The organism is Thermotoga sp. 2812B (assembly GCF_000789335.1).
Taxonomy (GTDB): Bacteria; Thermotogota; Thermotogae; order Thermotogales; family Thermotogaceae; genus Thermotoga; species Thermotoga maritima.
This window is the reverse complement of sequence record NZ_CP003408.1, coordinates 1575991-1590173: the sequence shown is the minus strand read 5'-3', so window position 1 is coordinate 1590173 and position 14183 is coordinate 1575991. Positions and strand designations below refer to the sequence as shown.

Below are 14183 nucleotides of genomic sequence, written 5' to 3'. Positions count from 1 at the left end.
AACCCTCCGGTTACTCTTCCCTGAAAAGATAGAAATCATCAATGAACCCCCAGTCACCTGCCCTTCCCTCGACAGAAACGGTGATCTTTATTCTTCCTGTTTCAACTTTTATGTTCCTTATCTCCGGGTTCTTCCATTCGAGCCAGCCCGTTGTTTCAACTTCTACAGATCGCTCATTCCCTCCGTAATCACTTACCTTCAAAGCAATCTTTACACCTTTTTCTCCATGGGTCCAGAACCCTACTCTGTACACACCTGCTGGAAGTTCCACTTCTTGTGACAGTTCGAAACTGAAGGATTCATCGAGCCAGAAATTCACTGCGTACTCTCCCTGGTGCGCATTGCTTGAAGGATTGGCTTTCACAACTTTCACCGCTTTTTTGTCTCCCGAGACCCGCCAAGGCGAAAATTCTCCTGTTTCAAAGCCCGGATTTTTCAGATAGTTTCTGCTACCCTTCACGGTGAGTGTCGCGAAAATTTTCCGGTCAATGTCTTTAATGTAGCCTTCCACTTTGTAAACACCGGATTCTTCAACAAGGGCAGAATCAAAGTTCCATTCGACGGGTAAAGATCTGATGGAATCGTCGCTGAACAGAACTTTCACAGCATCTGGAAATTTTGGAACCTCTCCCAGGTTGGTTGTAACCTCCACAGGAAGGATCTCTTTTATCGCAATCTCCACTGGCGACGATGTTTTCACCAGTTTGAAAACATTCAGTGATGGGAGAGCGTTCCCACTGAAATCGAACATAGCCTGGTTGTCCCAGGGGTTTCCTTCCCCGGTTTTCCATCCAGCCCCCCTCACAGGGATCCAGTCTCCTTCCCAGTAGAAAATCCCGAGTCCATGGCCGTTGGGAACGCTGTTTACCACTTCTATGAGATCTCTCAGAAATGTTGCCTGTCCTTGAACGGTTGCCTTGTAGCCACCTGTTAGTTCCATCTCTTCACCATTGAAGATGTTGGGATAACCATCTCCATCCTCGAGTGTCCAGGCGTAAGCTGTTTCAACAACGAGCACATCCTTGTTATATCTTGTGGCTATGTCGTAGAGGTTGTTTTTCAGATCCTCGAGGGTTCCGTGCCAGTACGGGTAGTAAGATACACCTATTACATCGAAGTCCACGTTTCTTCTTGTGATCTCGTCGAAGAACCATCTGAAGAGAGAGTTGTTTCCACCTTCCGCCAGATGAATAACGATCTTTATATCCGGATCAACCTCTCTAACGGCCTTGATGGCAGCTTTCAAAAGTCTTGTGAATCCGTCGAAACCACCTGCACCTTCTCCAGAAATCTTGCCGTCAGGCCAGAGAAAACCGTTGTTCACCTCATTTCCCACCTGGACCATATCTGGTAGTGCCCCGTTTCTTCGCATGTGGTTCAGTACAAGTTTCGTGTAGGAGTAAACCGCCCTCTCCAGAAGTTCTCCATGAAGATATTCCCACTCTTTTGGTTTGTTCTGCTTTCCAGGATCCGCCCACCAGTCGCTGTAATGGAAGTCAAGAAGCACTTTCATTCCGAGATTCTTTGCCCTTTTAGCGATTTCTGTCATCTTCAGGTAATCGCAGTTTCCTCCTCCGAGAGGATTTCCATTCTCGTCTCTCGGATCATTCCACACCCTCAACCTGATCCAGTTTATTCCATGATTCTTCAGTATTTCAAGACAATCTTTTTCCACACCATTCTCGAAATATTTCCCACCAAGCTGCTCGATCTCGTAGAGCATAGAAACATCCATTCCAAAGATGAAATCCTCGCGCAGGTTTTCCACCGGGTTGACTATCAAACCAAAGGCCATGGAAGAAATCATCAGCACGAAAAGCACCCCTCTCAATCAAACCAACCTCCTTCATTCTTTAACTGCACCCCTTGTAAGACCACTCACGAGATACCTCTGGAGTGAGAGGAACAAAATCACCATCGGTGTCATTCCAAGAAGGGCTGCCGCTGTGAAAAGTCCCCATTCCGTTTCATATGGACCTGTGGCGAACGCTTGAAGACCAAGAGCGTACGTGTAGTGCCTCACATTTTGAAGGATTATCCTCGCAACAACGTATTCGTTGAACGTTCCAATGAAGACCAGCAGGAACACCACCGTGAGAATTGGTCTTGCAAGTGGAATTATGATCTTGTAGAAACTCTGGAAGCGCGTTGCTCCATCGACGATGGCTGCCTCCTCAAGCGAGGTGGGAATCGTGTCGTAGAAACCTTTTATCAAGTACATGTTGTAGGCGATGTTGGTGAGGTATGCGAAGATCAATCCACCGAGAGTGTCAATTCCTATGAATGGAATGTACTTTCCCATGAAGTTCAGAAGGTCGTATATGGCAATCATGAAGATCACACCCGGGAACATCTGTATCAGAAGGAGTGCCATGATTCCGTAACGCCTTCCAAAGAACCTCATTCTGCTGAATGGATAAGCCGCTATAGCACACACGGTCGTTGTTATGAATGCCACTATCAGGGATACAATCACGGAGTTGAGAACCCACAGCCAGAAATAGTGTTTCGTTTTCTGTTTCCAGATCTGGTCTATTCTGAAAAGCTCTCTGTCTATATTTCTCAGGTCTTTCTTAACTTCGGAGAACGGTACAAGGTCAATCAGGTTACCGGCCCGCCTCGATGCAACTGACATGTTCGCCCTGACTTTGTTGACGAAATCCATCTTCACAATGTCGTACATTCTGCTCAGAACACTCGAAGACACGTACACTCCCTGAGATGAAAGGGATATGAAATCACCGTAAGATCTTTCGAGGTCGCTTAGTGAGGTGTGCATTTCTTCCAGTATTGCTTTCAGATTCTCTGGGAAAACATCGAATTTGCTTGCAAAATCTCTGTACTCTTCTATCCACCGCATCTCCTTTACCGCTCTGGATATTCTGCTGTAGAGTTCGTCTTTCTTCCAGTAAGAATTCATAAAATTGCGAAGAGTCTTCAAAGCGGAGGAGTATCTGAGAAGATCAGTTTTTTTGAAAGCTTTAACTCTTTCAAGTGAGGAAATTGTTTTCTCAAGCTCGTATCTGAAGACGATCAGGTTCAATGTTCTCTGAGGCTCCAATAGTTTCTGCTGAACCTCAGAAATTTTCTGCTGATACTCAGAAATTTTCGCAGTTAGATCCTTTTCCTGGATTTCAAGATCTTTTAGACGCTCATTGAGAACGTTCAGAACCGCTATTCTGTCTTTTATGCTGGCAATAGTCTCGGCGGTTTCTTTCAGAATTCTGATGAGTCTTGGATGCAACTCTTCGTAAATTTTCACAAGATCGGAGAAAAGGAGACGGTTTCTCAAGTCTTCGCTTCCTTCGGAGAGTTTTGTAAGCTCCTTTTTCAATTCTACAAGTGAATTTTTCAACGAATCGTATTCAGCGAAAGAGCCCATTTCATTGAGGAATTTATTCAGCATCTGAACAGCTTCTGAGACGTTTCGTGAGAATTCTTCATCATTCACAGGAAACGGGCTGCGCAACGCAGTTTGTCTTATTTGTTCCCTGAGATTGTTGAGTTCTGAAAGTGAGATCTTTATTCTTTCCAGCTCCGGTATTATGTCTTTTTCGATCACGAGATTGGCTTCCATTACATTATCCTGAAGAGCGCTATACTGTTGTCTGAGAGAAGACATCTCCTCCTTCACAGCATTCAGTTCTCTTTGAGTTTCTTTAATGAGTCCATCGTATCCATCAGCCAATTTTTCGTAGCTTTCTTTCAGACTCTCTATCGCTTTTTCGTATCCGTCTCTTGTACCGGTGTCAACACCCGTGAACCTTTCCAGTAACTCTTTCAACGCCTTGTGAGCTGTTGAATTGTATCTTTCCTTTGAAAGAACGAGATAAAGAGCCGCTCTGTTTTCTACCGAATCACTCAGATCCGGTATCTGGATGGATGAAAGAAGTTCTCTCATTTCCTCGATCGTTCTGTTTTTTATCTCTTCGGAGTGATCGTTCAAAAAAGCATCAACTTTTTCAAAGGAATTCACAGCGTCGTTCAATCTAGTCTCCGTCTCTGACAGATAGGCTTTCACTTTTTCGATAGAACTCTCTACAGCGTCTTTGAGTTCTTCCTCAGACCAGGTATCGTAAGGTTTTACCTTTGAAATCATTGCCTGGAGATCCTGCACTAGAAAAGGAAGATTCTTTTCGGGTGCCACAAGATCCCTGTAGTGTTGCAGAGTCAGTCGTGATGTGAACAGTTTTGATGAAAAGGCCGCTTCATCTCTTCTGAGAGACGTTGTTACTACCCAGACAACGGGAAACAAAATCACCGCAATTATAAAAATGAGAAAGATGTGTGTAAAGATATTCCCTCTTCTCTGCACCATTATCTGCTCACCTCTTCGAATGCACCGGACAGCTTGAAGTTTACGAAGCTGATTCCTCCAACTAGGAAGAAGATGAGTATTGAAATGGCACTGGCAAAACCGAAATCCTGTCCCTGACCACCTTCAAACGCCAGTTTGTAGACGTAAGAGATCAAAATGTCCGTGTATCCTGTTGGAGTGGTCGAGTTAGGAATTGGAGGCCCACCACCCGTAATCAGATATATGATTGTGAAGTTGTTGAAACTGAAAGCGAAACTGCTGACGAGGAGTGGTGCAATGATGGTCATAAGGAGTGGGAAGGTGATGTGTACGAATCTCCTGAATCTTCCTGCACCATCTATTGCCGCCACCTCGTAGAGCTCTGGTGGAATGCTCTGAAGGGCACCGAGTGAGATCGTCATCATGTACGGGAACGTGAGCCAGACGTTGACGAGAAGGACCCCCACACGTGCCCAGAAGGGATCGTTGAACCATTTTATTGGTTCAAGGCCAAAAAGAGGTAAAAGGAACTTGTTGATCACACCGTAAGACTCGTTCAGAAGTCCATTGCGCCAGACCAGAGCCGAAATGAAAACTGGAATGGCCCAGGGAATGATCAGAAGCGTCCTGTAGAGGTTTCTTCCCTTGAGTCTTGGATTGTTCAAAACGAGCGCAAACGGAAGTCCCACAGCGAGGGAAAGGACCACGCTGAGAACAGCCCACACGAAAGTCCAGAGAAATATTCTGAAGAAAGGACCGGAAACCTTTGGATCTTTAACGATCCTCAGGAAGTTTTTCCATCCCACAAAATCTATGAATCCAACAAGGAACGTCTCGTTCCCATTTTCGTCCACATCATAGAAAGCACCTTCACGTTCTACCACTTCTCTTCCCGTGAGATTGTTCACCACTGTGGTTGTTATCTTCATTTTCACACCGTCGTATATCTCTTTGTAAGCCAATCTGTAGAGTCTCTCCACGTACATGAATCTCCATTCTCCATCCGGAGCAATTCTCAGGGCCAATTTTTTTCCATCGGGAAGCACGTATTCTGCGTTCACCAGATAACCCTGAGCTATTCTGCTCTTGAAGTAAGGTGCATTCAACCTCAGAATCTCGTCATCGGGTGAGTAGAAGCTCTTGTAGGTCTTCTCACCACGTACTACAAGATTGATCTCCGAGAGATCCGCAGGCCATGGAACGATCCTGAAGGTGTCGCCGTTCAGTGAGATCGTTTCACCCGTGATCGGAACCAGATTGAACTGACTCAGGAGGACCTCCTGACCTCGTGCAACAACTGGTTTCGGTCTTTCACCAAGGAAAATGGTATCTCCCGTTTTGAAAAGTATTAGGAAGTCATCAGTGGGAGAGAGACCATCGTACACCACAAACACCTTATATGAAACAGGAGTCGAATCTACCACATAAGAAAAATTTGGGTCATAGAGAAGTCTCTCTATAGCTTCCTGTCTCGACATGAAGTGGCCCGTTCCATAATTGGTGAATGCCACTTTGAAGGTGAAGTATATCGGATAGAGTACAAGAACAAAAAGCAGAATAAGAGCAGGTATGGTGTATCTGTAAGGATATCCCCTTGGGTTGATGATGAAGAAATCTATTAGAACTAACAGAGAGAAAAGCACTATCGAAAGTTCGTAATACTCGTTCTGGAAAAGAAAAACACCTGCCCAGAAAAGAGCGATGTTCAGAATGGCAAGAAGAAACCAGAGAAACAATTTAACGATGTTTTTCACTGTTTTCCCTCCCTGAACGTATGGAAGGGGCTGGGGACCCAGCCCCGTAAAAGTTTTATGTTACTGAATCTGAGCTTTGATTCTTTCAACGGCGTTTTTGAGCGCTTCTTCGACCGTTGCTTTTCCATTCACAACGAGATTGAGCGCATCGTTCATAGCGGCCCAGACAGCGGCCATCTGTGGAACGTTGGGCATTGGAATACCGTTGGCTGCGCTCAGTGTGAAACCAACTACGTCTGGGTTATCTTTCACAAGTTCGAGCACGTCCTTTCTGGAGGGAAGTCTTGGATCTCCAAGGTAGATCCTGTACATCGTTTCCTTTTTTGCAATGAAACTGGTCAGGAATTCGATGGCAAGGAGTTTGTTTGGTGATTTTGCGTTTACCATGAAACCCTGGACTCCAACGAAAGGTCTTGCAGGAACGCCAGGTTCCAGATCGGGGATTGGGGCTACACCGTAGTCTATTCCTGCATCCTTGTACGCCTTAACGGCCCATGGTCCGTTGATGATCATCGCCGCCTGGCCTTCTCTGAACATGGAATCCATGATCTGATAGTTGTCACTGGGATCCAGTATTCCCTCATCAACCAATCTCTTGAGGAGTTTCACACCCTTGATGGCTCCTTCGTTGGCCAGTCCAATATCGTTGACGTCTAGTCCTTTCTCTGTCTGTTTGAATACGTATCCACCGTATCCGAAAATGAAAGGAGCGGCGTAGTAAAACTCGGCCGCTGAGGTGATGAAACCTCTCACTTCTCCTCCAAATTCTTCATCGATCTGTTTTGCTATTTCTATGAGTTCGTCCATGGTCTTTGGGGGTTCAGGAACATAGTCCTTGTTGTAGATGAGTGCGATCGCTTCCATGGCGTAAGGAATACCGTAGAGTTTTCCACCGTAAGAGAACGCGTTGAGAGCGGTTTCATAGAAGTTTTTCAGGTCACTAAAGTTTGGAATGGGTTCGATCAAACCGTTGACTGCGAGTTCACCTACCCAGTCGTGTGCTCCAACGATGATGTCTGCACCCTGTCCCTCAGGAGCTGCTGTTAGGAACTTAGACTTGATGTCTTGGAAGTTCACGTACTGCACTTCAACCTCTACGCCGTACTTCGCCTTGAACTCCTCTCCGAGTTTCTGAAGGATGTCAACCTGCTTCTCAGAGCACCAGATGGTGAGTTTCGGTTGGGCGAGGACAACTAGAGAAACGACAAGCAAAGCGATCACCAGAAATTTTTTCATACCACCTTCACCTCCTTAGATATCGAGTGTTCCCATATCATCCAGATAGATATTACCATACGTAAACGTTACCGTGAAAGTTACCGTAATGTCAAGCGTCATCCCGAAGAGATTTTTGATGTTATTTCCAAATAATTTCCTGAAATCGACTTTTACAACCAGAAAACGTATATTTCTGTGTTTCGTTTACATAATCTGGACTGTTTTGGTCTAAATTTCCCTCTTCGTTCTCTTCGAAACTGGTTTTTATTTCTACTAATTAGGTTGACATTACCGATTCGAAAGAGTAGAATTACTCTTGTGTTGTGATTGTGAAAACTTTCTCTTTCAATCCCGAGGAGGTGTAAAGAGTGAGCGTTTTTCTGACAAGTTTGATTTTATGGCTTGTGATCACCAGATTTTCCTACTCGGAACTGCTCGCAGGAATTGTGGTTTCTCTGGCTGTGTCTTTGATTTTTCGAAAGTACCACGGTATCAGATTCGATGCGAAACTACCACTGAGGATCGTCAGGTACGTGGTGATGTTCCTTCCCATCTTCATCATAGAGATGGTGAAAGCCAACATCGATGTTGCCTTAAGGGTCTTGAATCCACGCCTTCCGCTCAAACCGGGCTTTGTTGAAGTAAAAACGAATCTGAAAAAAGACGCTTCTCGTCTCTTTCTTGCCAACAGCATAACCCTCACTCCTGGAACACTCAGTGTGGATGTGAAAGACGACAGGATCTTTGTCCACTGGATCGAAGTGAAATCCACTAAAGAGAAAGAAAGACACATTTCTGGAAAGTTCGAGAGACTCGTCAAGGGGGTGTTCGAATGAGTCTCTTGTTCTTCGTTCTCGTTGGAGCCGGTGTTCTGCTTTCATTCATCAGGGTAATAATAGGTCCCACTTCCTCTGACAGGGTGGCAGCTCTCGACGCGATGAATGTTATGCTAACAGGCCTCATAGTCTTCCTTGCTTACGTTTTCGACAGAGCGATTTATATGGATATCGCCCTTGTTTACGCCCTTCTTTCTTTTCTGGAAACGATCATCGTATCCCGTTATCTGGAGGGGAGAAAATGAACGAGGTTATCGGAGAGGTACTGATAGCGATAGGGGCGTTTTTTTACTTTCTCGGAGGCCTCGGTGTTTTCAGAATGTCTGACGTTTACAACAGACTTCAGGCGGGTACCAAGGCCACGACTCTCGGAACCTTCTCAACTGTACTGGGAATCGGTATCGCAAAACCGGAATTTCTTCTGAAAGCCATCGTTATCATCACGTTCATCGCCCTTACAAATCCTGTTGGAAGCTCTGTGCTGGCCAGAGCTTCCTATCTTTCGGGTGTGAAACCGTGTGAGTGCACTGTTATCGACGAATACAAAGGTGGTGATGAAAGATGAACCTACTGATATGGCTGACTGGAGGAATGATGCTGATCGCTGCTTTCTTTGCAGTTGAAGCGAGAAAAATTCTGGACAGCGTCATAGCTCTCTCATCGCTCAGTCTCCTTTCGGTGTTTCTCTTCATCATCATGAAAGCTCCCGACGTTGCCATAACGGAAGCGTCGGTTGGTGCGGGTCTCACAACGGCTGTTCTTCTCATCACACTCTTCAAAATGGGAAAGGATGATGAAAGATGAGAAGATTCTTCGCCATTCTGATATCGGCCGCGTTCGTTTACGTGATGCTTTCGTTCATCGCCACTCTGGAACCATTTGGAAAGATCGATCTCTCCAGAAGAGTCTCCGTTCACTACCTGGCGAAGGATGTAAACACTGTTGATTCCAGAGAATGGATCGAAGGAAACTTGCAAATACCTTCTGAAAGAAGAATATACGGCGAATCGAATTTAGAAGACGGAAGTGCCAACGTGGTGACATCAATTGTCGTCAACTACAGATCTTTCGACACTCTGGGAGAAGTGACTGTGCTTCTTGCCGCTGCCATCGGTGTGGGAACGATCCTTCGAGGAAGCGGGAGGATGAAATACGGAAGAGAGCCGAATTTCATTCTCAAGGTGAGCACAGGAATCCTTCTGCCTTTGATCCTGATGTTCGGTGTTTACATATTTGTTCACGGCCACCTCTCACCTGGTGGTGGATTTCCCGGAGGTACCGTCATAGCCGCGGCGATTCTGCTTTTATACCTCTCGAACGAAGAATTCACATTGAACGAAGGAAGAGCAAAGCTCCTCGAAGGTTCGATGGGTGCTCTCTACGTTCTTGTGGGACTGATCGGTCTGCTCACCGGCGGTGCTTTCCTTTACAACTTTCTGTCTACGGGAAGAGTAGGAGATCTCTTCAGTGCCGGTGTGGTTCCCGTTGTTTACATCATCATCGGTCTCAAAGTCGGATCGGAACTCTCCGGAGTTATATCAGAGATACACCGGAAGGGAGAGTGATTCGAGATGATCTATGTGATATCCATTCTCCTCGCAGGAATAGGAATTTACGGCTTGCTTACGCAGAAAAATCTCTTCAAACATCTCGTTTCACTCACAATCATCGATACGGCCGTTAACCTGTTCATAATAGCGCTTGGTTACAGAGAAGGAGACGCACCCATATACACAGACAGAGTCATGAACTTCTCACTGAACTTCGTTGACCCTCTACCACAGGCTCTCGTTCTCACAGCGATCGTCATAGGTGTTGGTGTGCTGGCACTCGGAGCTTCTCTTCTCGTTCGGATCAAAGAAAAACACTCCTCACTTGATCTCGAAGAGATGAAGGGAGTGAAAGAATGATCAGCCTGCTCGTGGCTGTGCCACTCCTCGCGGCTTTCGTTTCGCTTTTCTGGAAAAAGGCGTCAGGTGTTCTGTTCTCGCTGGTGGCTCTGTTCAACGTGATCGTAGTTCTCAGCAAGTGGTTTCCGGGCGTCGTGGAGATTCATGCCATGGGAAACTGGAAACCGCCGTTTGGTATAAACCTCGTTCTGGACGATGCCAGTTTTTACGCTGCTTTGATCGTGAATCTCATCTTTTTAATGGTTTCGTTTCTTCCGGTGGAGACAAAGAAAGGATACGAAACCTCTCTCACGCTCCTTCTGGGGGCCACGAACGGATTCGTTCTGACGGGAGATCTCTTCAACTCGTTCGTCTTCATGGAAATAATCACGATAACGGCGGTCACGATAGCCGCGAAGAGAGAAAATTTCTACAACGCTTACAAATACCTGATACTCGGTGGCATTGCTGGATCGTTCTATCTTCTGGCAACGATCTTCGCCTACGGCGCAGCGGGAAGTTTGAATATGGCGCACATCGCAATGGTTGGATTTTCTGGAAGCTCTCTACTTGCGGTGACCATGCTTTACACGATCGGTCTTGGAGTTGAGGCGAAACTGTTCCCGTTGAACGGATGGGTCCCCGGAGTTTATGGTGGAAACGAAGTCTCTCCGATCGTTCTCGGAACGGCCGTTTCGTTCGCGGCTCTTTACATGCTCGGAAGACTCTTTGGAACGGTATTCCATGGCAGTGGATTGAACACTCTGTACGTTCTCTCCCTCGTTACGATCCTGACCGGTGAGATGGCAGCACTCAGAGAGTCCAGACTGTTGAGAACTTTCGCTTATTCGAGTGTCGCACAAGCCGGAGTTGTGGCTGCGATGATATCTGAGGGAACGGAAAATGCCTTGAATCTTGCGTATTTTCATCTCACGAACGATGTTATAGCGAAGTTCGTGATCTTTCTCGTGGCAGGTTTTCTGGTTTACAGTTACAGAGATCTGAATGGAGTTTTCAGAAAACACAAATTGCTTGGAATTTTTTTCAGCATGGCCACGTTTTCTCTGGTAGGGTTTCCGATGTTCGCAGGCTTTCAGAGCAAGATCAGAATGATCATGGAAGCTTTTTCAATGAAAGATTTCCTGTTTCCAGCTGTGCTTCTCATAGCGACCGCCATCGAAGTTGGATACGTGATCAGATGGAACGTGAGGCTCTGGTTCGAAGAAGAAACCGTTGAGGAAAGATCGAAAGTATCTCTCATGATCGGGTTTTTCTCTTTTGCCCTCGCGATCCTTCTCGTTGTCGTCTTTCTGCAGCCCGATGTGTTTCTTGAAGGAACACAAAAGATGGCAAAAGCCCTTCTGGACACAGAAAGCTATGTGAGCGGTGTCTTTTCTGCGGTGAAGGGAGGGATGTGACGTGGCAATGGGTCTTCTCCCATTAGTTCTCCTCACACTTTCCGTTTTCATCTACCTCGTCTCGAAAATGAGCTGGAAAGCAGGAGCGTTTCTGAATTTTCTGGCAGGGCTCTTCACTATTCTGTACGTCTTCACATTGAAGGTGGGCACTTTTGAGAAGTTAGATCTGTTCGGTTTAAAAGTCCAGTTCGAATGGACGAACGTATCTTTCTATTTCTCTTTTGTCAGTCTTCTGGTGATTGTATCCGTGATGCTCTTTTCCACGAAATGGCTCGAGACTCAAAAGTATCGAGCAAGCTACAATATGTTCCTGCTCATGGTAACGGCAGGATCACTCGGTGTCTTCATGGCTGCCGATCTAATCACGCTCTACGTCTTCTGGGAGATAGCAGTCCTCTCTTCGCTACTGATCGTTCCCATGGAAAAGAAAGAGGCACGAAAAGCAGTCGTTGTGTACGCGGTTATGAGTGCTGTGGGAACGTACGCTTTCCTCTACGGAACGTTTCTCGCGTATCAGAGATACGGAACGCTGAACATACACGGCATAGCACAGGGTATGCTCAACGACACTTCGATAGGATTCAAAATGGCCGTGTTTTTGCTCTTGAGCGCGGCCGGTATAGCAAAAAGTGGGATATTTCCATTACACATCTGGCTTAGAGAGACTTATGGTCTTGCACCAAATGCGTTTTCTTCCGTACTTTCCGGACAGTTCAGCAAACTCGGAAACTACATCTTTTTACTCGTTCTTTCCGTTATACCTTCTTTGAAAGTCTTCTCAGAAGTCACCGTTTATTCGGGAATCCCTCTTCCAAACTACATCCTCATCGCTCTTGGAAACGTGTCGATCGTGATAGGAACACTCATGGCAATAAAGCAGGACGATATGAAGATGCTCATGGCTTATTCCTCGGTTGCGAACGGAGGTTACATCCTGATAGGAATCGGCACCATGGACCCACTGGGCTTCGAAGGAGGAATGTTCCACATCTTCAACCACGCAGTCGCTTCTGCGGTTATATTCATGGCTTTCGCTGCGGTCATTTACAGAACGAAAACACAGAAGATCAGCGAAATGGGTGGTCTGATCCACAAAATGCCCATTACCTTCCTGGCTTATCTCTTTTCCATCATCTCTCTTGCCGGAATTCCTCCGATGAGTGGCTTCATCTCGAAGTGGATGATCTACCAGGCACTGGTCAGAAAGGGAATGTTCATAACTGCCTTCTTGGCTTTCTTTGGATCGATAGGATCTTTCCTGTACGTATTCAGGCCACTCGCAGGGGTGTTCCTGGGACAGCTTCCCGGAAAGTACAGGGACGTGAAAGAAGCCCCTGCTGTGATGCTGACACCCATGGTTCTCCTTGTTCTCATCAGTTTCTTTCTGGGTGTATGGCCTTTCCCCATTCTCCAGACGATCGAAAAAATCAGGGTGGATCTGGATGTCGCACCTTCATTCAAAATATCTGATCCGGAGAACTGGCTTGTGAAGGGATTTGCGGGAAGTTGGAACCCCGTGATCGTCTTCGGTCTATTTCTTGTGGGCTTCATCGTTGCTTACATCCTTTACTCTCTCTTTCCAAAACCAAGGAAGGTGGACCTTCTGGCACCTCACAGGGAGGAGGGAACACCCATCAACATCTACACGGGCGGAGAGTTCATATATAATCCAGATCTCTACCACTACAATACCAAATTCTACGCAGGTTTTGAAAGAATGTACGAAAAACATCCATCGTGGGAGAAACTCCTCAAAATGTCCGGGAAGCTGTTCCACGACGCTGGAGAATGGATACACAGCTGGTTCTTTGAACCTTCCTCCTCGGCTTACACCTTCTGGGTTGTCGTGACTCTACTCCTCGTATTCTGGGTGAGGTGGTGAAAGGATGATAAAAGCACTGTTCAACCTCGTTCTTGCCTTTTTTCTCGTTCTATCTCTTGAGGGAATCGCAAGGAAAATAATCGCGAGGATCCAGAGGAGAATAGGACCTCCTTGGTACCAAAACTTCATAGATGTCTTCAAGGCACTGTCGAAGCATCCCTTCAGCAACGGATGGATCTTCGATTTTGGAGTCCTGATGGCACTCGGGGGATCCATCGCAACGGCCATGCTCATGCCTCTCGGCTCCTTGAAGTGGACTCCGTTCCCGAACACAGATAACTTCTTCGTAATCACGTACCTGTTCACCGTTGGTGCCCTCGGCATGGCGATGGGAATGGTGGGAAGCGGAAACCCCTGGGCTTCCATAGGTATAAGCAGGGCGCTCACACAGATGCTCGGCTACGAACTACCGTTCCTGGTCGTTATGGCATCCGTCATATTCAATTATAAAACCGCGTCGATACACCAGTTGATAACCCTTCAAGGAGAGAAATGGAACCTGTTCAGTATGCCTCTTGGTGCGATTGTGGCGTTCATTTCACTCATCGGAATGATGGGAAAGAAACCCTTCGACATCGCTATCGCTCCCGCTGAAATAGCCTCCGGTCCCATGGTGGAATTGTCCGGAAAGTACCTCGGCCTTCTCCAGATCATGCATGACTTCTCACTGTTCGTGGAAATCTCCCTCTTTGTGAACGTGTTTCTCGGTGGTGGGAGCCTCGGCTGGTTCCTCGTGAAATTCGTGACCGTCTGGGTCGTAGCAGTTCTCATCTCTTCTGTTCTTCCGAGGTTCAGAATAGAACAGATGCTGAAGTTCTACTGGGGTGTTCCTCTTGGACTTGCCTTTTTGAACGCACTCTTTGTGGTGCTCGGTTTGACACTCTGAGGA

General features: G+C 46.5%; 13 protein-coding genes. 9 read left to right on the top strand and 4 right to left on the bottom strand.

What is annotated here, in order from left to right; genetic code table 11:
- Positions 1–10: 10 nt before the first annotated feature.
- The 4 genes from T2812B_RS08205 to malE are packed head-to-tail and all read right to left on the bottom strand — an operon-like array spanning position 11 to position 7287.
- A complete protein-coding gene (locus T2812B_RS08205; protein ID WP_227738447.1) occupies positions 11–1822 on the bottom strand; it encodes a glycosyl hydrolase 53 family protein in 1812 nt (603 codons plus the stop codon).
- Positions 1823–1846: 24 nt separating this feature from the next.
- Positions 1847–4318: an ABC transporter permease subunit gene (locus T2812B_RS08200; RefSeq protein WP_004080111.1), complete on the bottom strand. Its 2472-nt coding sequence runs from the start codon at positions 4316–4318 to the stop codon at positions 1847–1849.
- Complete coding sequence (locus tag T2812B_RS08195; RefSeq protein ID WP_004080110.1) at positions 4318–6051, bottom strand: DUF4896 domain-containing protein; 1734 nt, start codon at positions 6049–6051, stop codon at positions 4318–4320. The genes T2812B_RS08200 and T2812B_RS08195 overlap by 1 nt, the downstream gene beginning before the upstream one ends.
- A 60-nt stretch (positions 6052–6111) precedes the next feature.
- A complete protein-coding gene (malE, locus tag T2812B_RS08190) occupies positions 6112–7287 on the bottom strand; it encodes a maltose/maltodextrin ABC transporter substrate-binding protein MalE (protein ID WP_008195479.1) in 1176 nt (391 codons plus the stop codon).
- A 350-nt stretch (positions 7288–7637) separates the two neighbouring features.
- Between malE and T2812B_RS08185 the strand changes: the two genes are divergently transcribed.
- From T2812B_RS08185 to T2812B_RS08145, 9 genes are read left to right on the top strand one after another with little or no spacing between them, the layout of a single operon-like run.
- Positions 7638–8105 carry a Na+/H+ antiporter subunit E gene (locus T2812B_RS08185; protein WP_008195476.1) on the top strand — a complete coding sequence of 156 codons (468 nt, stop codon included), beginning with the start codon at positions 7638–7640 and terminating at the stop codon, positions 8103–8105.
- Positions 8102–8350, top strand: a complete 249-nt coding sequence (locus T2812B_RS08180; RefSeq protein WP_008195474.1) for a cation:proton antiporter — start codon at positions 8102–8104, stop codon at positions 8348–8350. The genes T2812B_RS08185 and T2812B_RS08180 overlap by 4 nt, the downstream gene beginning before the upstream one ends.
- Entirely contained in the window at positions 8347–8670 is a 324-nt protein-coding gene (gene mnhG / locus T2812B_RS08175) for a monovalent cation/H(+) antiporter subunit G (RefSeq protein WP_008195471.1), read from the top strand. Before T2812B_RS08180 ends, mnhG begins: the two co-directional genes overlap by 4 nt.
- A complete protein-coding gene (locus T2812B_RS08170; RefSeq protein ID WP_008195468.1) occupies positions 8667–8909 on the top strand; it encodes a Na(+)/H(+) antiporter subunit B in 243 nt (80 codons plus the stop codon). Before mnhG ends, T2812B_RS08170 begins: the two co-directional genes overlap by 4 nt.
- Positions 8906–9670: a Na(+)/H(+) antiporter subunit B gene (locus T2812B_RS08165; RefSeq protein WP_008195466.1), complete on the top strand. Its 765-nt coding sequence runs from the start codon at positions 8906–8908 to the stop codon at positions 9668–9670. The genes T2812B_RS08170 and T2812B_RS08165 overlap by 4 nt, the downstream gene beginning before the upstream one ends.
- Before the next feature lie 6 nt (positions 9671–9676).
- Positions 9677–10015: a sodium:proton antiporter gene (locus T2812B_RS08160; RefSeq protein WP_004080098.1), complete on the top strand. Its 339-nt coding sequence runs from the start codon at positions 9677–9679 to the stop codon at positions 10013–10015.
- The gene (locus tag T2812B_RS08155; protein WP_008195463.1) at positions 10012–11412 is read left to right on the top strand and encodes a complex I subunit 5 family protein; all 1401 of its coding nucleotides are present in this window, start codon (positions 10012–10014) and stop codon (positions 11410–11412) included. Before T2812B_RS08160 ends, T2812B_RS08155 begins: the two co-directional genes overlap by 4 nt.
- Position 11413: 1 nt before the next feature.
- Positions 11414–13294: a proton-conducting transporter membrane subunit gene (locus T2812B_RS08150; protein ID WP_008195460.1), complete on the top strand. Its 1881-nt coding sequence runs from the start codon at positions 11414–11416 to the stop codon at positions 13292–13294.
- A gap of 4 nt (positions 13295–13298) precedes the next feature.
- The gene (locus T2812B_RS08145) at positions 13299–14180 is read left to right on the top strand and encodes a respiratory chain complex I subunit 1 family protein (RefSeq protein WP_008195458.1); all 882 of its coding nucleotides are present in this window, start codon (positions 13299–13301) and stop codon (positions 14178–14180) included.
- Positions 14181–14183 lie beyond the last annotated feature (3 nt).